Annotated in this window: 15 protein-coding genes, 1 tRNA gene, 1 other RNA gene and 2 pseudogenes; 4 read left to right on the top strand and 15 right to left on the bottom strand. The window is 71.5% G+C overall.

Annotation, left to right across the window (positions count from 1 at the left end):
• Positions 1 to 63: 63 nt before the first annotated feature.
• The 5 genes from ACZ4O3_RS17905 to ffs all read right to left on the bottom strand — a co-directional run bounded on the left by ACZ4O3_RS17905 (position 64) and on the right by ffs (position 7,543).
• Positions 64 to 1,557 (bottom strand): N,N-dimethylformamidase beta subunit family domain-containing protein, encoded by a 1,494-nt coding sequence (locus ACZ4O3_RS17905; protein WP_362721048.1) that lies wholly within the window; start codon positions 1,555 to 1,557, stop codon positions 64 to 66.
• Positions 1,558 to 1,820: 263 nt separating this feature from the next.
• Positions 1,821 to 3,578 carry a hypothetical protein gene (locus ACZ4O3_RS17910; protein ID WP_467722905.1) on the bottom strand — a complete coding sequence of 586 codons (1,758 nt, stop codon included), beginning with the start codon at positions 3,576 to 3,578 and terminating at the stop codon, positions 1,821 to 1,823.
• Between the two features lie 278 nt (positions 3,579 to 3,856).
• Positions 3,857 to 5,128, bottom strand: a complete 1,272-nt coding sequence (purD, locus tag ACZ4O3_RS17915) for a phosphoribosylamine--glycine ligase (RefSeq protein WP_384990820.1) — start codon at positions 5,126 to 5,128, stop codon at positions 3,857 to 3,859.
• A gap of 75 nt (positions 5,129 to 5,203) precedes the next feature.
• Positions 5,204 to 7,399: a DNA polymerase III subunit gamma and tau gene (locus ACZ4O3_RS17920; protein ID WP_467722907.1), complete on the bottom strand. Its 2,196-nt coding sequence runs from the start codon at positions 7,397 to 7,399 to the stop codon at positions 5,204 to 5,206.
• 45 nt (positions 7,400 to 7,444) lie between these two features.
• Positions 7,445 to 7,543, bottom strand: an RNA gene (ffs, locus tag ACZ4O3_RS17925) — signal recognition particle sRNA small type.
• A 72-nt stretch (positions 7,544 to 7,615) separates the two neighbouring features.
• On the opposite strand from ffs, the gene ACZ4O3_RS17930 reads away from it, so the two are divergent.
• Positions 7,616 to 7,703 (top strand) — tRNA-Ser (locus tag ACZ4O3_RS17930).
• 67 nt (positions 7,704 to 7,770) lie between these two features.
• Here the strand turns inward: ACZ4O3_RS17930 and ACZ4O3_RS17935 are convergent.
• Together ACZ4O3_RS17935 and ACZ4O3_RS17940 are read right to left on the bottom strand one after the other, a co-directional pair.
• Positions 7,771 to 8,121, bottom strand: a complete 351-nt coding sequence (locus ACZ4O3_RS17935) for a hypothetical protein (protein ID WP_362722136.1) — start codon at positions 8,119 to 8,121, stop codon at positions 7,771 to 7,773.
• Positions 8,122 to 8,171: 50 nt separating this feature from the next.
• A pseudogene (locus ACZ4O3_RS17940) lies at positions 8,172 to 8,582 on the bottom strand (tyrosine-type recombinase/integrase); the annotation flags it as partial.
• A 99-nt stretch (positions 8,583 to 8,681) separates the two neighbouring features.
• Between ACZ4O3_RS17940 and ACZ4O3_RS17945 the strand changes: the two are divergent.
• Positions 8,682 to 9,248 (top strand): DinB family protein, encoded by a 567-nt coding sequence (locus ACZ4O3_RS17945; protein ID WP_467722909.1) that lies wholly within the window; start codon positions 8,682 to 8,684, stop codon positions 9,246 to 9,248.
• Between the two features lie 134 nt (positions 9,249 to 9,382).
• Here the strand turns inward: ACZ4O3_RS17945 and ACZ4O3_RS17950 are convergent.
• The 3 genes and pseudogenes from ACZ4O3_RS17950 to ACZ4O3_RS17960 all read right to left on the bottom strand — a co-directional run.
• A pseudogene (locus ACZ4O3_RS17950) lies at positions 9,383 to 9,950 on the bottom strand (IS5 family transposase); the annotation flags it as partial.
• Between the two features lie 335 nt (positions 9,951 to 10,285).
• Complete coding sequence (locus ACZ4O3_RS17955; protein ID WP_467722911.1) at positions 10,286 to 10,936, bottom strand: response regulator transcription factor; 651 nt, start codon at positions 10,934 to 10,936, stop codon at positions 10,286 to 10,288.
• Positions 10,924 to 12,210, bottom strand: a complete 1,287-nt coding sequence (locus ACZ4O3_RS17960; protein WP_467722913.1) for a sensor histidine kinase — start codon at positions 12,208 to 12,210, stop codon at positions 10,924 to 10,926. Before ACZ4O3_RS17960 ends, ACZ4O3_RS17955 begins: the two co-directional genes overlap by 13 nt.
• A gap of 135 nt (positions 12,211 to 12,345) precedes the next feature.
• Between ACZ4O3_RS17960 and ACZ4O3_RS17965 the strand changes: the two genes are divergently transcribed.
• Positions 12,346 to 12,861 (top strand): hypothetical protein, encoded by a 516-nt coding sequence (locus ACZ4O3_RS17965; RefSeq protein ID WP_362714537.1) that lies wholly within the window; start codon positions 12,346 to 12,348, stop codon positions 12,859 to 12,861.
• Between the two features lie 504 nt (positions 12,862 to 13,365).
• Here ACZ4O3_RS17965 and ACZ4O3_RS17970 read toward each other — a convergent pair.
• Positions 13,366 to 13,713, bottom strand: coding sequence for a hypothetical protein (locus ACZ4O3_RS17970; RefSeq protein ID WP_467722915.1), 348 nt, complete (start codon positions 13,711 to 13,713; stop codon positions 13,366 to 13,368).
• A gap of 127 nt (positions 13,714 to 13,840) precedes the next feature.
• On the opposite strand from ACZ4O3_RS17970, the gene ACZ4O3_RS17975 reads away from it, so the two are divergent.
• The gene (locus ACZ4O3_RS17975) at positions 13,841 to 17,242 is read left to right on the top strand and encodes an AfsR/SARP family transcriptional regulator (protein ID WP_467722917.1); all 3,402 of its coding nucleotides are present in this window, start codon (positions 13,841 to 13,843) and stop codon (positions 17,240 to 17,242) included.
• 17 nt (positions 17,243 to 17,259) lie between these two features.
• On the opposite strand, the gene ACZ4O3_RS17980 is transcribed toward ACZ4O3_RS17975, so the two are convergent.
• The 4 genes from ACZ4O3_RS17980 to ACZ4O3_RS17995 form a co-directional block, all read right to left on the bottom strand.
• Positions 17,260 to 17,466: a type II toxin-antitoxin system Phd/YefM family antitoxin gene (locus tag ACZ4O3_RS17980; RefSeq protein ID WP_362714540.1), complete on the bottom strand. Its 207-nt coding sequence runs from the start codon at positions 17,464 to 17,466 to the stop codon at positions 17,260 to 17,262.
• Between the two features lie 538 nt (positions 17,467 to 18,004).
• Positions 18,005 to 18,406, bottom strand: coding sequence for a DNA-binding protein (locus ACZ4O3_RS17985; RefSeq protein WP_467722919.1), 402 nt, complete (start codon positions 18,404 to 18,406; stop codon positions 18,005 to 18,007).
• Entirely contained in the window at positions 18,403 to 18,651 is a 249-nt protein-coding gene (locus tag ACZ4O3_RS17990; RefSeq protein WP_362714529.1) for a type II toxin-antitoxin system CcdA family antitoxin, read from the bottom strand. Before ACZ4O3_RS17990 ends, ACZ4O3_RS17985 begins: the two co-directional genes overlap by 4 nt.
• On the bottom strand, positions 18,644 to 19,057 hold the full coding sequence (locus ACZ4O3_RS17995; RefSeq protein WP_362714528.1) for a hypothetical protein: 414 nt from the start codon (positions 19,055 to 19,057) through the stop codon (positions 18,644 to 18,646). The genes ACZ4O3_RS17990 and ACZ4O3_RS17995 overlap by 8 nt, the downstream gene beginning before the upstream one ends.
• Positions 19,058 to 19,238 lie beyond the last annotated feature (181 nt).

Genomic DNA, 19,238 nt, shown 5'->3' on the forward strand with positions numbered 1-19,238 from the left:
CCCCGTGGTTCTGTACAGGTGACCCCGATTCTCCCGTATGCCGGGTTGTCCTCGGACACGGGGTCAGTCCCGTTTGCAGATGCGGTCCAGGAGGTTGGCGGTGGCGCGCTGGACGCGGGGGTCCACATGGCCGGGGCGGTCCAGCGCCGGTGACCAGGCGAAGGTGCCCGAGGCGAAGACCAGGGCGCCGGAGGGAGCCCGGTACAGGGAGGTCTCCTGGTGGCGCACGACGCCGTCACCGTCGGTGTAAGGGGAGTGGGCCAGCAGCATGCGTTCCTCGTGCTCGGGCAGCGCGGTGCGCGGGAAGTAGCGGTCGGCCTCTCCGGCCACCAGGCCCGGCAGTTCGTCGCCCTCCTGGGCGCCGGTGGCCTCCCAGAGCCAGTGGCCGGCGTTGCGCACGATCAGGGGATGCGGCTCGGGCACCCGTCCCGCGTACTGGATGCCGACCGTCTGCTGCTCGGACCGGTCGATCTCGCGCCAGAGCACGGGCCTGCCCGGCCCCTTGCGCTTCCGGCACGTGAGCAGGCGGTCCGCGACACCGGACGGGGACGGCCCCAACTCCACCTGCCAGTACATGGTGTTGGCGGAGAGGAAGACCAGCGAGGTGCCGCTGTCCCGGGCCAGGTCGACCGTGCGGCGCATCCGCGGGGACCAGTACTCGTCGTGGCCCGGGAAGACCAGGCCCCGGTAACGGGCCGGGTCGATGCGGCCGGCGTGCAGGTCGCGGGCGTCGGCATAGGCGAGGTCGTAGCCGTAGCGCTCGGCCCAGCGGATGAAGTCGTACGCGTGGCCGACATGCAGGGGCAGGCCCGCGCCCGCGTACGGCCGGTCGAAGGAGACCGTGGTCGCAGCGTCGGCCTCGCCGAGCAGCCGGCCCCGTTCGTCCCAGGCGTGGTAGAGGCTGGCGCCGGTGCGGCCGTCCTCCGGGTAGAGGTTGTAGGCCTGCCAGGTGATGTCAGGCAGCAGCAGGAGCAGGTCGGCGGGGTGGTTGTCGCGGATCGTGAAGGGCACGTGCGAGCGGTAGCCGTCGGCCGTGGTGAGGACGGCGACATACGCGCCGATGCTCCAGTACGAGGGGACCTGCAACCGCCAGGACAGCCACCAGTGGTGGCAGGAGACCGTCCGGTCGGCGGCCAGCGGCGGCGGCTGCACGATGCCGGACAGCCGCGGGCTGGTGGTGATCTTGGCGGCGCCGTCGCCGCCGTAGTGGCCGATGCGGTAGATGTCGACGCTGAATTCCTGCGGCGGGTCGACGGTGATGTGGAAGTCGACGGCATCGCCCGGGGAGACCGCACCGGTCGAGGTGAATCCTTTGATCTGCCGGTGCACGTCGTCCGCCGAGCGGGGCCCGACGGCACTGCGTGGCGCCGGGATCCGCGGGTTCTCACCGGTGGGCTGCGGCCGGCTCGGGTCGACGTACCAGGGGACGACATGACCGGTGTCGTCGAAATAGGTCTCGCTGCCGCGTAGCCAGGGCACGGGACCCTGGCCGAAGGGGTCCGTGACGGCGTGCGCGAGTGCTCCCGACTCCCAGCGGCGGATGTGGTCCGATGCCATGGTGGCTCCCCTCCCTCGTGCCCCCGTGAAGTGCGCTGATACCAGTCGTCGTGCGGGGTGCGGTGGTGCCGTGTGCGGTGGTGCGGTGCCTCGTGGCCGAGCGCGTGCCGTTCCGGACCGTGGCGTCTGTCGTATGTCGGATGCGCTTGCCAGTTCACCGAACGATCCCAGCACATCACATAACGCACGCGTACGGTCACGGTTCGTTGCGAATTCGCCTTAAGTGGAAGGGTTCGCTCCGCTACAGCGTCGAAACGCCGAGGTCAGACCAGCCGTACGGGCTTCTCCGGACGTATCCCGGACTCGACCAGCCAGGCCCGCAGCGGGGCCGGGTCTCCCTCCTCGACGAGGCTGAGGACTCTGGGCGTCAGGTCGGCGGCTCGTTCGCCGTCGACCAGCAGGGACGGTCCGTCGAGCCAGTCCAGACCGGGGGCGGCTCCGGCGGTGTCCATGGCCGCGCAGCACACCATCGCCGTGACGTGGTCGGCGAGCAGCTCGCGGGCGGTGCGCGGGGGCTGGAGGGGGAAGAGGGGCAGCGCGCGGTCGTCCCACAGGGCGCTGTCGGGGCCCTGCCCGGCGGGCGCGGACGTCTCGGGGGCGGGGCTGACGGCGGCGGCTTCCTCACGGGCGAGGGCCGCGGCGAGGCCGGCGGCCAGAACGGCGCTGCACTCGGTGCCGGCGGCTTCGTCGCCGTCCTCGTCGTAGGCCGGGAGTTCCCTGGGCCGGCGGTGGGCGGCCGGGTCGGTCAGGTGGTCCAGGACCCGGGCCAGCGTGGGCCCGCCGGGGTCGGGGGCGGCGGGGTCGGGGGCGGCGCGGACGCCGAGGGAGTCCAGGACGCGGTGCAGCCGGGCCGCCTCGGTGCGCCAGGTGCGGTCGACCACCTCGTCCGGATACTCCTGCCAGGCCACCGGCGACCAGTCCGGTCCCGGCTCGGCGGGGCCGCCGTGGAAGAGGCGCGCGGCGAGCAGCGAGGCGGCCTCGTCCACCAGGCCCGGCTCCTCCAGCAGGTCGCAGGCGGGCCGCTCGCCGAGCCGCGAGGCGAAGCCCTCGGCCAGCCGGTCCCGCCGGGACAGCTCGGTGAGCGCGGCGACGACTCCCGCGTCCAGCCGGGAGGGCCAGCGCCCCATCCGCCAGGCGGGCAGCGCGACCCGGGTGAGCAGGCGGTCCCAGCCCGCGTAGGCGAGGCCGACCTGTTCCTGGGCGACGATCCGCAGTCCGTAGTCCACGGCCTGTGCCCGCTCGGCGGCCGCGGCGGCGACCCCACGCTCCATCAGCGCCGCGTGCTCCCGGCAGCCCCGCAGCAGCAGCCGGGCCACCCAGCCCAGGCCTGCGCACAGGAGGCGGGTCGCCCGACATCGGCCGGTCGCCGAGGAGACGGCGACCGTCGCGTCCAGCCCGCGCACGAAGCGGCGGGCGGCGGCTATGTCCGGGTGCGCCGAGGGTCCCGTACCGGCGACGACCGGGGCGAGGACCGCACGCAGCTCGCCGACGCGCATCCACCACAGGAACGGGGAGCCGATGACGAGCACGGGGGCGGCCGGGACACGGCGGTGCGGGCCGGGGTTGCCGAGCTCGTCGCCGCCCTTGGGCGCGGGCGGGCCGTGCGCCGGATGGGTGCGGTCCTCCAGCCAGCTGTCGCAGTCGGGGGTGAGCGCTATCGCCGAGGGCACCGGGACGTCGAGGCGGTCGGCGAGGTCGCGCACCATCCGGTACAGGTCGGGAGCGGACTCCTCGGGGATCGGGACCGTCGGGCTCACGGCCGGCCGGGCACGGGCCACGACCACGGAGATACCGGCGGCGGCCAGCAGGACCAGGACGGCGATCATGCCGACGGTCCAGCGCGCCGTGTCCCAGCCCGGGCCCACGAAGTGACCGGTGGAACCGCCGGTCAGCAGGATCACCGTGGCCGCCGCGGGCAGCAGCGCCACGGCCAGGGCCCGGCCGCGGACGCGCAGCACGGCGAGGGCCCGGGTACGCGCTGCCTGCGCTCCCGCCTCCACACCGATACCGGTACTGGTCACGTCCGGACCTCACCCCCTCCCTGCTGTCCTCGGCCTGTCCTGGCTGTTGCTCACTCCCCCACTGTGGCACCCGCCGCTGACATCGCAATGCCGGTGGGCCAAGTGCCGGAACGCTTGCGCCGCACCCTAGTTGGGGCCTCGGCCCCCGTCAGCCGGTTAGAGCATCGGTCACTCGATGGAATGGCTTTGGTCAGAGGTGATCGACAGACAGCAACGATCAGGCCCCGGATTCCAGGGGTCCGGGGCCTGATCAGGAGCGGTGCACGCGTGAACGGCGCTCAGGCCCCGCCCACCTCGGCCGCCTCCGCCGCCGCCTTCGCCGCGATGTCCGTGCGGTACTGGGAACCGTCGAGCCCGATCCGCCCCACGGCCGCGTAGGCCCGCTCACGCGCCTGGGTCAGGTCCTCACCGGTCGCGGTCACGGAGAGAACGCGGCCACCCGCACTGACGACCGCCTCGCCGTCCCGCCTCGTCCCCGCGTGCAGGACGTAGGCGTGCGGGGCGTCCTCGGCGGCGACCGCGTCCAGGCCGGTGATGCGATCACCGGTGCGCGGGGTGCCGGGGTAGTTGTGGGAGGCGACGACCACGGTGACCGCGGACTCCTCGCGCCAGCGCAGCGGCGGGAGGTCGTCGAGGGTGCCGTTCGCGGCGGCGAGCAGGACGCCGGCCAGCGGGGTCTTCAGGCGGGCGAGGACCACCTGGGTCTCGGGGTCGCCGAAGCGGGCGTTGAACTCGATGACCCGGACACCGCGCGAGGTGATCGCGAGGCCGGCGTACAGGAGCCCGGAGAAGGGGGTGCCGCGCCGCCGCATCTCGTCGACGGTCGGCTGGAGGACGGTCTCCATGACCTCGTCGACCAGCTTGGGGTCGGCCCAGGGCAGCGGGGAGTAGGCCCCCATGCCGCCGGTGTTCGGCCCCTGGTCGCCGTCCAGGGCGCGCTTGAAGTCCTGGGCCGGCTGGAGCGGGAGGACCGTCACGCCGTCGGTGATCGCGAAGAGGGAGACCTCGGGGCCGTCGAGGAACTCCTCGATGACGACGCGGTCGCACCCGGCGGCGTGCGCCGTCGCGACCGCCAGGTCGTCGGTGACGACGACACCCTTGCCGGCGGCGAGACCGTCGTCCTTGACGACGTAAGGCGCTCCGAAGGCGTCGAGTGCCTCGGCGACCTCGTCGGCGTCCGTGCAAACGTACGAACGGGCGGTGGGCACCTGGGCCGCCGCCATCACGGCCTTGGCGAACGCCTTGGACCCCTCGATCTGCGCGGCTTCCCCGGAGGGTCCGAAGACCGGGACACCCGCCTCGCGCACGGCGTCGGCGACCCCTGCCACGAGCGGGGCCTCGGGGCCCACGACGACGAGGTCGGCGCCGGTCTCCCGGGCCAGGGCGGTGACGGCGGCACCGTCCAGGGCGTCGACCGGGTGCAGTTCGGCGACCTCGCCGATACCGGCGTTGCCGGGGGCGCAGTGCAGCGCGGTGACGTCGGAATCGAGGGACAGAGAGCGGCACAGGGCGTGTTCGCGGGCGCCGCCGCCGATGACGAGGACCTTCACGGGGGCCAGCGTAGCCGGGCGCACCGACTGGAGGTTTCTACAAGGGGGTGCGGGCGGGCAGGCCGCGGCCGCCCGTCACTCGTTCCGGAACTCGTCCACCACGGTCGCCCCCAGCTCCCGCACGATCAGTTCGTGGCCGGAGAGGGCCGACTCGTCGAGGTCGGGGTCGTCCTCCTCGGGGATGTCGTCCTCGGGGGACACCGGGGGCGGTTCGGGAGCCGCGGACGGCGCGGTCGGGGCCGCCGCCATCGGTGCGGACGGCGAGGCGCCGCGGGGCGGAGCCGCTTGCGGTGCGGGCTGCGGAGCGGCCGTACGGGCCGGGGCGGCCGCGGCGGGGCTGCCGTAGCCGGACGCCGCCGCGGGTGCGCCGCCGTACCCGGGGCCGGCCGGGGCCGCGCCGCCGCCGGTCGGGTCGACGACCGCCTCGATCCGCCACTGCACGCCGAACTGCTCGGTCAGCGCCTGCCGCAGCACGTCCTCGCTGCCGCTGCTCGCGAAGTTGTCGCGGGCACCGGCGTTGACGAAGCCGAGCTGGAGGGTGGTGCCGTCGAAGCCGACGACCTGGGCGTTCTGGCTGAGCAGGATCCAGGTGAAACGGCGGCGGTTCTTGACCGCCTCCAGGATGTTCGGCCAGAGGTCACGGGGGTTCGGCCCGCCGGCCGGGGCGGCGGCGGGGGCGGCCGGCGCGCTCGGGGCCGGGGCCGCGGCCGGCTGAGCCGCCGGGGTTCCCGTGGCGGTGGCCGTGGCCGTGGGCCAGCCACCGGGGCGACGGGCCACACCGCCGCCCGCGGAAGCGGCCGTCGGCCAGGCACCGGGGGCGGCCGCCGTGGGAGCGGGGGCCGGCGGAGCCGCCGGGGCTGGCGCGGGCGGCGGTGTGGCCGGTGCCGCCTGCGTGGGTGCGGGTGCGGGCTCGGGCGCCGCTCCCCCTCGTACCGCCGCGCGGGCGGCCGCGGGCCCGCTCCCCTGCGGAGCCGGAGCCGGAGCCGGAGCCGGAGGGACCGAGCCTGGAGCCGCTCCCGTCGGAGACCCTCCCGGGCCTCCCGGCGCCGCCAGGTGTGCCTCGGGTCCGGGGACGTACCCCGTCGCCGGCGCGGCGCCCCCGCCCGAGAAGCTGATGCCCCGCTCCAGCCGGTCGAGGCGGGCCATCAGGGACCGCTCGTCGCCGTACGCGGCCGGCAGCAGCACGCGCGCGCAGATCAGCTCCAGCTGGAGGCGGGGGGAGGTGGCCCCGCGCATCTCGGTCAGGCCGTCGTTGACGAGGTCGGCCGCGCGGCTGAGCTCGGCGGCGCCGAACGTGCCGGCCTGGGCCTGCATCCGCTCCAGGACGTCGGCGGGGGCGTCGAACAGTCCCTTCTCGGCGGCGTCCGGCACGGCCGCGAGGATCACCAGGTCCCGCAACCGCTCCAGGAGGTCGGCCACGAAGCGGCGCGGGTCGTTGCCGCCCTCGATGATGCGGTCGACGACCTCGAAGGCGGCGGCGCCGTCCCCGGTCGCGAAGGCCTCGACGACGGAGTCGAGCAGCGATCCGTCGGTGTAGCCGAGGAGGGAGGTGGCCATCGCATACGTCACACCCTCCGCTCCGGCGCCGGCGAGCAGCTGGTCCATGACGGACATGGAGTCACGCACGGACCCGGCGCCGGCCCGCACGACGAGCGGGAGCACGCCCTCCTCGACGGGGATGTTCTCCTTGCCGCACACCTCGCCGAGGTACTCCCGCAGCGTGCCGGGCGGCACCAGCCGGAAGGGATAGTGGTGGGTCCGTGACCGGATGGTCCCGATGACCTTCTCGGGCTCGGTGGTGGCGAAGATGAACTTCAGGTGCTCCGGGGGCTCCTCGACGACCTTGAGCAACGCGTTGAAGCCGGCCGACGTGACCATGTGGGCCTCGTCGATGATGTAGATCTTGTAGCGGCTCCCAGCGGGCCCGAAGAACGCCTTCTCGCGCAGCTCACGGGCGTCGTCCACACCACCGTGAGAAGCCGCGTCGATCTCGATGACGTCGATGGATCCCGGGCCGTTGCGCGCGAGGTCCTGGCAGGACCGGCACTCCCCGCACGGGGTCGGTGTCGGCCCCTTCTCGCAGTTCAGACACCGGGCGAGGATCCGCGCGCTGGTCGTCTTCCCGCACCCACGCGGCCCGCTGAACAGGTACGCGTGATTGACCCGGTTGTTCCGCAGCGCCTGCTGCAACGGGTCGGTGACATGCTCCTGCCCGATGACCTCGGCGAACGACTCCGGGCGATAGCGGCGGTACAGCGCGAGAGACGACACGCTTACGAGGTTATAGGCGCCCACTGACAACCAGCCCCGCCGGCAAACGCAAGCGCCCCCCACGCACCCGCCAGAGCCAACCTACCCTTGCTGCCTTCCGGCCCTGGGGGAGTTCAGTCAGATAGCGCCGCGTGAGGGGCTCTGCACAGAGTACCCGACGTCAGCGGCTGGGAACGAGTTCGCGAGCACTCCTCTCGGTCATGTAATGTTCCGACCGGAGGATTCGCCTAGAGGCCTAGGGCGCACGCTTGGAAAGCGTGTTGGGGGCAACCCCTCACGAGTTCGAATCTCGTATCCTCCGCCAGTGCCTCACCGGGCACGATGTCGAAGGGCCCCGCTGTTCACAGCGGGGCCCTTCGACGTTGTCCGTCTCAGTCGGCCTCTGCCGAGTACCAACCAGGGGCGCTCTCCTCGGTGACGACCGGTTCCGCCCAAGCCGCAACCGCGAGGACATCCCGCTTCACCATGTGCCCATCGACGACCTCGTAGAGCAACCGCCGCACTCGCGGCCCGAGCCGGATCACGTACCTAACACCCTCGACGTCCACCGCACCGATTTCGCCCCGGTCACTGTCGGCGGCAAACCCGTCGGCCTCGACCACCTGCCAGCCAGCCTTCGAGGCGAGATACACCCAGGTACCGAAGGCCCGCTCGCGATCCGAGTAGGGCGTCACGCCACCCACGCGCGCGATGATCTCGACAGGGTCCGTCCGCTTGTCCATGGTTCCTCCCCCAGCTACTTCCTCCCGGACGGGAGACAGGCGATCCCGGATCATGGCAGATGCCCTCCATCGGCACCCCACAGGGCCTCGCCGACCTGCTGAGCGGTCTTCTTCAACACTGTCCCGGTGACATGCATGTACCGGGCCCGCATACGGGCCGCTCCCCCGGGCTCCCAGCCCATGATCGCGTCGACCACGACGTCCGGGACGCCGAGGATCAGGAGGACGGTCGCGGCGGTGTGGCGAGCGTCATGGAGACAGCCGATCCGGACCCCGGCATCCCGAAGCAGCCGCTTCCAGGTGTGGAAGTCGGTATTCGGGCTCAGCGCTCCGCCGATCGGCGAGGCGAAGACGTACCCCTTGCCCTCCCAGTCAGCACCGGCGGCGATCCGCTCCTGGGCTTCCTGGTGCTGGCGGAGAATCCTGATCAGCGGATCGGGCAGGCCGATGGTGCGCCGAGCATGCTCACCCCTCCGGTCATTTAGGTCAGGATCTGGCCTCCATGCCCCCTAGCTTCCTCCAGGCCCGGCTGAACACGAACCACGGAAGGCAGAGCGACCATGAGCGAGACCACTGTCAACCAACTGGCCACGCACGACTCGGCCCATGAGCCCACCGCCACCGGCGAGCGCGCCGATTTGCTGGAGGCCCTGGCCAAGCATCGGCACTTCTTGCAATTCACCACCCGTGACCTCACCGATGAGCAGGCCGGGCGCCGGACCACCATCAGCCAGCTGTGCCTGGGCGGCCTGATCAAACATGTCACTGCGGTCGAGCGAGCCTGGGCACAGTTCATCCTGGACGGCCCGTCGGCGATGCCCGACTTCACCACCATGACCGAGGCCGACTGGGCCCGACGGGCCGACGAGTTCCGGATGCTGCCCGGCGAGACGCTGACCGGCGTGCTCGCCGACTACGCCGAGGCAGCCCGCCGAACCGACGAACTGGTCGCTACCCTCCCCAACCTGGACGCCACACAACCACTACCGAAGGCCCCGTGGTCAGAGCCGGGCGCGCGATGGTCGGCCCGCCGGGTACTGATGCACATCATCACCGAGACCGCCCAGCACGCCGGCCACGCCGACATCATCCGCGAGTCCCTGGACGGCGCCAAGACCATGGGTTAGCCAGCGGGGCGGGAGGGCGTATCGCCTCCTGCACGAGGGCGACACGCCCTGTGACCCCGCAAACGCCTTTGCCTCACGATCCGCGGGTCAGGGACGTCAGCGAGGCAGCTGACATCTGGGCGGTTTCGATTGGATCACCTGGCTGACCAGAGGAAGATGCTCGCAACGTGGAGTCCGGCCAGGCAGATGGCTGCTGTCTTCTCGTAGCGGGTGGCGATGCCTCGCCACTGTTTCAAGCGGGCAGCGTTCGACCGTGTTGCGTTGCTTGTAGGTCTCGCGGTCGAAAGGCCGGTGGCCTGCCACCCCGGCTGCCACCGTCGCAGACGGTGGCCGCGTTGATCGGCCGGCACGGGATGACCGCCCGGATGCCGCGCCGCCTGAGGTGTTCACGGATGGCCCGCGACGAATACGCCTTGTCTGCGAGGACTGCCGCTGGCCGGGTCCGGGGCCGCCCACGCCGTCGGGGAACACGCAGCCGCGCCATCACGTGAGCGAAGGCAGGCGCGTCACCGGCCTGTCCGGCGGTGAGATGGAAGGCCAGGGGCCGGCCGTTGCCATCGGCCGCGAGATGGATCTTCGTGGTCAGTCCGCCACGGGACCGGCCGATGGCGTGGTCGTACGGCTCGTCGGCCGGGGCCCCTTTTTGCGGGCTCCGGCCGCGTGCTGATGGGCTCGCACGATCGTGGAGTCCACCGAGACGACCCAGTTCAGCTCCTCGTCGGCGTCGGCCTGTGCCACCACGCACCGGCGCCGCCGAACCCGGGACGAAGGCGCTGACGCGACGACCGCCCTGACATCACGTCCGCTCCGGACACCAGCCGAGCGACCAGCCCGAGCCACCGCGCCCAACCCCGAAGACTGCGAGGACACCAGTGATGACCAGCCCCACCCATGCCATGGCCCTGCGCACGACGGCCACCGCCTTCGGCACCCAGCGCGGCAAAGCCTGGTGGAGAGCACCTGTCCGAAGGCGCCGCATTCCCCACTAAGTGCTGCTCAGCACCGTTGTCGACTGGGCATGCGGGCGTGATCGCGCACTATGCGGTCGCAACGCCCAGGAAGCGCAGCACCGCCAGGACGCGGCGGTGGTCGGCGTCGGCCTTGGGCAGGTCGAGCTTGGTGAAGATGCTGTTGATGTGCTTGGCGACCGCGCTCTCGCTCACGACCAGCTCGGCGGCGACGCCGGAGTTGGACCGGCCGCCCGCCATCAGCTCCAGCACCTCCCGCTCGCGCGGTGTCAGCCGGTCGAGCGGACCGCTGTGCCGGCGCACCAGCAGCTGCGCGACGACCTGCGGGTCGAGCGCGGTGCCGCCGGCCGCCACCCGGCGTACCGCCTCGGCGAACTCCTCGACGTCGGCGACCCGTTGCTTGAGCAGATAGCCGACGCCCGAGGTGTTGGCGGCGAGCAGATCGGCGGCGTACCGCTCCTCCACGTACTGCGACAGCAGGAGCACGGCGGTACGCGGGTACTGGCGGCGGATCACCAGCGCGGCGCGCACTCCCTCGTCGGTGAAGCCGGGCGGCATGCGCACGTCGACCACGGCGATGTCGGGCCGGTGCTCCTCGACGGCTGCCAGCAGCCCTTCCGCGTCGGCGACTTGCGCGCACATCTCGAAGCCGGACGCCTCCAGCACCTTGACCACGCCGATGCGCAGCAAGAGGGAATCCTCGGCGATCACGGCGCGCACGGCAGCTCCACGGTGATGACGGTCGGGCCCCCGGCGGGGCTGCGGCAGGAGAACGTGCCGTCGACGGACGCGACGCGCTTGGCGAGCCCGGCGAGCCCGGTGCCACCGCCGGCCGCCGCGAGATCCGCGCCGCCCGCGCCGTCGTCCGCGACGACCACCAGCAGTGTCTCCCCGATCCGCTCCACGGTCACGTCCGCCCGGGTCGCCTGGGCGTGTTTGACCACGTTCGTCAGGGCTTCGGAGACCACGAAGTACGCGACGGCCTCGACCGTGGGTGAGGGGCGCTGCGGCAGGTCCACCGCCACGCGCACCGGGATCGGGAGGCGGGTGGCGACCCCGGACAGCGCGGCGTCGAGGCCGCGGTCCTCAAGGACGGCCGGATGCAGGCCGCGCACCAGGTTGTTCAGCTCGGCGATCGCCTCCTTCGCCTCGCGGTGCGCCTCGTCGATCACCTTGCGGGCGTCCTCCGGCAGGTCGCCGAGGGTGGACCTGGCCAGGCCCAGGTTGACGGCGAGTGAGACGAGGCGCTGCTGTGCGCCGTCGTGCAGGTCGCGCTCGATCCGCCGCCGCTCGGCGTCGGCGGCGTCGAGCACACCGGCCCGGCTCTCGGCGAGGTCGGCTACGCGGCGGGCCAGATTCTCCGTGCGGCTGGGGCCGAGCAGGACCTCGGCCGCCCGGGTGTCCAGCCGCACCAGAGCGCCGGTCAGCCGGGGCCCGAGGAACAGCAGGGCGAGGCCGCCGGCGGTGATGTACGCGGCCTGCGTGGTGTACCCGAGGTCGGTGACCCGCCACTGCGAGGGCAGCGCCCAGATCCACACGTAGATGGAGGCGGCCACGAGAGCGGCGGCCCAGACGGCGAGGACGGCGAGGTCCAGGACGGCGAGCAGCGGACCCGCCACGGCGTGGTAGCAGACCTGCCGCCACAAGGCCCGGCCGGTCAGCCAGCGCACCGCCGACTTCCAGTTGCGTCCGGGCCCGGGTGCGACGGGGCGCGGGAGGTCCTTGCCGACGAGTGCCCGGTAGCGCCGCCGCTGCCCGACGGTCAGCAGGGGTGTCACCACGAGCGTGAGCAGCACGGGCAGCGCCACGAGCGTGAGCAGCACGGGCAGCGGAGTCACGGCCGGCACCAACGCCGCCATCGTGCCGGCCAGCCAGAGCCACAGTGGCACCACGGCGAGGTGGAGCGGCAGGCCGGCGGCGACGAGCGCGGTCCGGTGTCCCGCCCTGCGGAACGGCCGGCCCAGCACCAGCTGGAGCCACGTGCGGAGTTGCATGCGTCAAACGGTAAAGCCGCAGGCCATCCCCATGCCATGACGCTGCCGCCCTGTTCGGGGGTGCACTTTTCTCCACCCCGGGTCGGAACCCTGCGTGACTGACGGCGCCCCAGTGCACGCCGGAGGCTGGAGTACGTGAAGGGGACAGCCGAGGGGGACCGGGGGAAGACGATGCGTCAACTGGAGTTGTGCAATGACGAATTGGCCGGTGCCGTGGGCTTCGACTGCGCCGAGGTCATCCCGCTCCACGAAGAGGCGGAGGAGCCGCGCCCGGCGCGGGGCATGCGGCGGGCCGGGTGGCTGCTGGTCGCCTGCGGGCTCGCCCTGCTGCCGTGGCTGTACGTGCTGGCCACCGGCCTGCCGGCCACCGCGACCGCGGCGCACTGGCCGGTCGCCTGGGTCGGGCTCGACGCGCTGGAGGCGCTCGGCCTGATCGCCACCGGCTTCCTCGCCGCCCGCGGCGACCGGCGGCACGCCCTGGCAGCCGCCGCGACCGCGACGCTGCTTGTGGTGGACGCCTGGTTCGACACCACGACCGCGGCCCCGGGCGGCGACTTCGCCACCGCGGTCGCCATGGCGCTCGGCGCCGAGCTGCCGCTCGCCGCGCTGTGCGCCCGGCTGGCGCTGCGGGCGCTGAGCCGGCCCGCGTGACGCCGACCGCCCAGCCACATGCCACGGACCAAATCAATCCACCGGAGAACACGATGCACCGCATCACCACCGCCCCCGTCGCCCCGACCCCGGCCCGGACCCGCTGGGCGGTCGCCGCCTGATGTGCCGCGCAGCAGAAGCTGCGCACGCATCGGAAATAGGCAGGTGCGGGATCCACCACCTCCGCCGGAGCGAAGAGCTCAAGTTGGTAACGCAGTTCACAGCAGCGCGCGAAGGCCCGTCGAGCCGTCCGGGTGCGCTCCGCCTCCGACATCTCAGTGCTCTCGCTCAGGTGCCTCAGCTCGCTGCGGCCCTGGGTCGGCACTGCGAGAAAGCCCGTGTACAGGTCGCGCCGGGTCCTCTGCCACTCGGACGTGACGTCGCGTTTGTGCTTTCGTGACTCCAGCATCAACTCGCGGTGGCCTTTATGCGCCTCCACCAACAAGGAGGTCCCCATGGCGACACCCGCGCCCAACAGAGTGGCCAGGAGAGTCGTCCACTGCATCATCGGCCAAACGCGTTGTGCCGTGTGGTGCTTTCCCCGACCAGGGCCCCATGGGTGCCGGGAACGTCCAGGGTGATGTGGCTCGTCCGGCGCTCCGCGCGGAGCACGGCGCGGGCCGCCGCGAGGATCTCCCCGTCCGTGTCCACCCCGGAGCCCGTCAGGACCTGCAGCAGCCGGGTCCACCACACGTCGGGGTCCGTCTCGTATGCGTCAAGCACCCGTACGCCGTAGCCGCTCCTCCCCCTGTTGCCACCACCCTCGGCCAACCGTCGGCGGACCGCCTCCTTGAGCACGGCATGCAGATCGTGGACGGCTCCGAGCCCGGAGTCCGTGAGTCCGGCTGCCACCCCTGTAGCCAACGCTGTGGCCACCGACTCCACTTCGGTCACTGGTTCCCCTTCAGTTGTGCGGGTTGTGCAATGTCGTGTCCGTCACCATGGCCCGGGGTGCTGCAATGCTGATGAAATTCCGGTGATGTGCGGGAGCGGAGGCTTCGCGGTGGACGGGGGAACTCCTCATCGGCTTCGGATCGAGGTGCTCGGACGGTTACGGGCCTGGCGGGGTGGCACGCTTCTGGAGCTGGGACCCGTAAAGCGGCAGGCTGTGCTGGCCGCGTTGCTGCTCCGTCGGGGAGCTGTGGTGAGCCATGAGCAACTGCTCGATTCGGTGTGGGCTTCGGAGCCACCCGCCTCCGGCCACAAGGTGCTGGCCAGTCACGTCAACCCGCTGCGCAGGGCACTGGATGCCGAAGGCACCCGCCACACCGAGTCGGTGATCCGCAGCGGCAAGGGCTGGTACCGCTTCGTCGCCGACGACGCCCGGCTCGATGTGGCGGACCTGACCGAGCGGGGCGATGAGGCGCTTCGCACCAAAGCGTCCGGAGACCTGGCCACCGCAACGGACCAGTTGTCCGCGGCACTCCTGCTGTTCCAGGGCGAGCCCTTGGCCAACCTGCCGGGGCCGTTTGCACAGGCCGAGCGGGAGCGACTGCGGGAACGCCGGCGGACGCTCCGGCTGGCCCGGCTCGAATGCCTTGTTCTGCTGGGCCGGTTCGGCGATGCCATGGACGACCTCGCCGCGCAGTCCGCGCCGGAGCGGTACGACGAGTCACTGGTGGCGTTGCGTATGCGGGCTCTGTACGGCTGCGAACGTCAGGCTGACGCGCTGAACGCCTACGAGGAGATGCGCGTACGCCTCCGCGACGAGCTCGGCGTCGATCCCGGTGAGGAACTCCGCCGGGTGCACGAGGCGGTACTGCGCCAGAATGACGCAAGTCTCCTCGGCCGGACGGCCCCGCCCGGGCAGACACGCTCAGAGCTCCTCCTCCGTGATGGCCCGGCAGCAGGCGCGCCGGTACCGCCGGGATCACCGGGTCGGAGCACTCACCCACCGCGCGACAGCGCTCCGCCGACGCCGGCCGAGTTGCCGCACGATGCCGCGGGATTCGCCGGCCGCACCGGCGAACTCGCCAGACTGCACACGTTGCTTTCGCCGGAGCAGGGGCAGGGGTCGGCGAACACGGTGGTCATCTCGGCCATCGGCGGCGCCGCCGGCATCGGCAAGACCGCGCTGGCGGTGCACTGGGCACATCAGGTGCGGAATCGTTTCCCGGACGGCCAGTTGTACGTCAACCTGCACGGGTTCGACCACGACCGGCCACCGCTCAAGGCTGGCGAAGCACTTGAGCTCTTGCTTCGGAGTCTGGGGCTGGCGGCGTCGGAGATCCCCGCCGACGACGAGACGCAGGCACGCACGTACCGGACCCTGCTGGCCGGCCGACGCCTGCTGGTCCTGCTGGACAACGCGGCCTCGGCGGAGCAGGTCCGTCCACTGCTCCCCGGCACCCCGTCCTGCTGTGTCGTCGTCACCAGCCGCAACCGGCTCGGCGACCTCGTGGCCCGCGACGGAGCACACCCCCTGCCACTGGACCTCCTCCAGCCGGCCGACGCCCGCGCGCTGCTCGGCGAGGCACTCGGCCCGGACCGCCTGTCCGCCGAACCCCACGCCGTCGACGAACTGATCCGACTGTGCGGCAGCCTTCCGCTGGCGCTGTGCTTGGCCGCGGCCCGGCTGGCGGGCGATCCCGGTCTACGGCTGGCCGATCTGGTGGGCGAGATGTCGGAGGGCGGTCGACTGACGGCCCTGGTGCCGGACGGTGAGCCCAACTCGCCCTTGCAGACAGCGTTTTCGGCGTCGTACCGAGTGCTGGTTCCCCTCGCGCGCCGGCTGTTCTGCCTACTCGGTCTGTTCCCCGGACCGGAGTTCACCGCCGAAGTCGCCGCCGCCGTCCTGGACGCACCGCTGTCACAGGCTCGCCGTCTGCTCAGCGCCTTGGCCGCCGCGCATCTGATCGAGCCCGTGGCGGAGGGCCGTTACCGCTTCCATGATCTCCTTCATGAGTACGCGCGGGAGCGGGTGCAGGTGGAAGAGGCGGCGGCGGATCGTGACGCCGCGCTGAAACGGATCCTGATCTGGTACGTCAATGCCGCCCGTGCCGCCGCGGGAACCTGGATCTTCCCGGATCTGCCCGCCGCCCTCGCCGCCGACGACCTTCCGAAGCTTCCGTCCGACGGCGCCCAGTGGCTGGAGGCCGAGCGCACGAACCTTCTCGCCGTCATCGCCCACGCCGCCCAGCACGGCCCGCGCCCTGTCGCCTGGCACCTCGCCAACTCTCTGTTCGGCCACTTCTGGCTCTATCTGCCCCGGGCAACCTGGCAGTCCACCACGCAGACGGCACTGGAAGCGGCCACGGCCGAGGGCGACCGGTACGGTCAGGCCGCCATGCATTTCGTCCTCGGCATCATCCTGTGGGAACGAGCGGATGCCAGGCAGGCGATGGATCATCACGTGCGCGCGCTGGACATCAGCCGTGAACTCGGCTGGGCGACCGGCGAGGCGGCAGCATACGGGGTCCGGGGGTTCGTGGACTGGAGCATGGCGCGCCTCGACAGCGCTTACGAGCATTTCACCGCCGGCCTGCGCCGCTTCCGGGAGACCGGGAACCGTTACTTCATAGGGTATGGGACGATCGGTCTCGGTATGGCCTGCCGGGATCTGGGCCGACTGCACGAGGCCGCCGGTCATATCGAGGGGACCCTTGGCCGCGAAGAGGGGAGCAGCGGGTGGGACGACGGCCTGGCGCTGCAGATTCTGGGCTGGGTGTACTGGGAACTCGGCCGCCTCACCGACGCGCGTGACCTCCTCGGTCCCGAGCTGGCCGATGAGAAGAGGGCCGGTTACCGCGACGGCCACGCGATGATGCTCGACGCCCTCGCGAAGATCGACATCGAGTGCGGCCGCCCGGCCGAGGCTCTGAAACGGACCGAGCGCGCCCTGGCCATGGTCCGGGCCCCGGAACGGCGCTGGATCCAGGCCGCCATCCTCAACACGATGGCCGCCGCCCACCGCCAACTGGCCCACGACGAACAGGCACTTCAGACCGACCGTCGGGCTCTCGCCCTGGCCCACGAGGCACGCTTCCGGCGCGCCGCGGCGGACAGTCTCCTGGGGCTCGCCCTCACTCACCAGCACTTCGGCCGCCACGAAGACGCCCGCCGTCGAGCCGAGGAGGCGCTGCGCCTGGCCCGTGAGTACAGCTTCCAGGTGGTGGAGGGTCAGGCGCTCACGGTGCTGTGCCAGGCGACGGCGTCCGAGGCTGCGCACTCCACAGCCGTCGCCCTCGGCCACGAGGCCCTGGCCATCCATCGCGAGACCGGCCACCGGCTGGGGGAGGCCCGCACTCTCGTCGCACTCGCCCGCGCACTGCACAAGACCGACAGCGCCGCCGCTGAACTCATGAGGCAGCAGGCGTCGGACATCTTCTCGGACGTCGGCGTGCCGGCGGAGGGGCACACGGAGCACAGCCAATCGCGTTGATGCGCACCAGACCGTTGTCATGGATCATGGCCCAACAGAGGCCGAGCCCAAAGGGGCAAGCGTCTAGCCAGGCCGAATGCGCTGTGCCGTGGTTGCAGACGCTGGTACTCCTGAACGTCGATCACGACAGCTTCCTGCTTGCCGCGCGGAGTGGTGATCGTCGGGGTTTCCTCCCGTCGCGCGCGCTCGATGACGTCGGCGAGGTGGCTGCGGACCTCGGCCATCAGCCTGGAGGAGACCTCCGCTGCCACCAACCCAATCTTCGTCCGCATGCGCGGGCGCGACGGGGCGCAGGCCGTGTCTGACGAGGACTGACCGAAGCAGCCAGGAGCCAGTGGTCAGCATCCTGCGACTGCGTGGCGGGCTACCCGTGGCGGCCAGCACGTCCGCCCTGGGCTGCCAGTACCGGTTGCAGTTCTGGTTGCCTTCACTCCCGTCCAGCGCCGTCCGCCACCCGCCTTCAGCCCCACTCCGCCGCAGGTCAGGACACTCCTGATCACTCCCGAACCCCCAGACGAACATTTGGAAGGCGTGTTGGGGGCAACCCCTCACGAGTTCGAATCTCGTATCCTCCGCTCCCGCCTGACCAGGCGAAACGAAGAGCCGGACCGCTTAGTGCGGTCCGGCTCTTGGGCATGCCCTGGTCGCAGTCTCGGTTGCATTTATAGGCGACATTCGAGGCATGCCCGTCAAGCAGGAAAGGCGCACGCTTGCATCCCCGGGGCGAGCGACGCAGACCCCGTCACGGAGTCTCGGCAGCGGTCAGAGCCCGATCATCCGGACCTTGCTGCCGCACAGCCGCGTCATGTCATCGACATCCGACGTGAGGATGGCGACCGGGCCGGGCTGACGCAAGGCCGCTTCGGCGACGGTGGCGTCGATCGCGTACTTGTGTCCGTGCAGACCGGCGCCGTTGAGCAGTTGTGCCGCCGCCCTGGCCGCTGCCTCAGTGACCGGCTCCACCTTGACCCGGGAGAGCGCCCATTGCAGCCGGGGCAGATTCACCCTGGAGTGGCTCACCTCCACGATGGTGTTGGCGCTGACGACAAGGTCCGCTCCCATGTCGTGGAACACCTGGAACATCGCCAGAACCTTCCGGTCCTGCGCCACCCAGGCCGACAGCCCCTCGCTGTCCAGGACGACGGTCTCAATGTGCCCGCTCACGCGGCGCTCGCGCCACCAGCGGCCTGGGGCGTACCGAAGATCCGCGCCCGCGCCTCGGCCAGCTCTTCCTCACTGAAGGCCCCGTGCTCGTCTGTGTGGCTGCGCAGGTCGGCCCCCAGAAGCTGGTGCCGGATCTGTCTGGCGACCGCTTCGGCCACGTAGCCGGAGATGTTGTCCGTGATCTTCTTCAGCTCCGCCACCTGCTCGGTGGGGAGTGTCACCGTGATGCGCGTGGTGTCAGCCATAACGGCAAGCATACTGCGGTATGCACGTTGCGTGCTGTCTGTTCCCCGCAGTCGGTCCGGTCAGCTGCAGTCGAGGCCACGGTCCGTTCGAGCAGGGGCTCAGCAGGGCAGTTGTGCGGCGCGCCAGTTCAGCGGACCCAGTAGCGGTATGCCTCGATCCGTTGCGAGCCCTCGGGGCGGGTTCCGGCAGCGGCAGATCCAGAACCCCGATGTCCTGTCGGACCGCCCCCCGGACGCAGCGTGCGACCACGCGCCCGTCCTCGGCCAGATCGACACCGATCACGCTCACCTCGACGCCGAGAACAGTCGTGGTGAACGGCACGGCAAGGTTCTCCTCGATCATCGTGAAGAAGCCCGTGAGCTGCTCATCCTCGCGGTAGGCATCGATGGTGGCCTCTTCGATCAACCCTTCAGCGCGGCCGGGTCCCGGGTGCTCATGGCCTCACCGTAGCGCTGCACCGTACGGTTGAGGACCGGCGTGTTCAGCAGCGGCATATCCGCCGTGGGCGCCGTCGCCGGCAGTCAAGCCGAGGCCCGCGGTTGCCAGCGTGTGACGTTGCCTGGTGGGGTTCGGTAGTGAGCAGGCC

The organism is Streptomyces sp. NPDC026515, assembly GCF_055567595.1.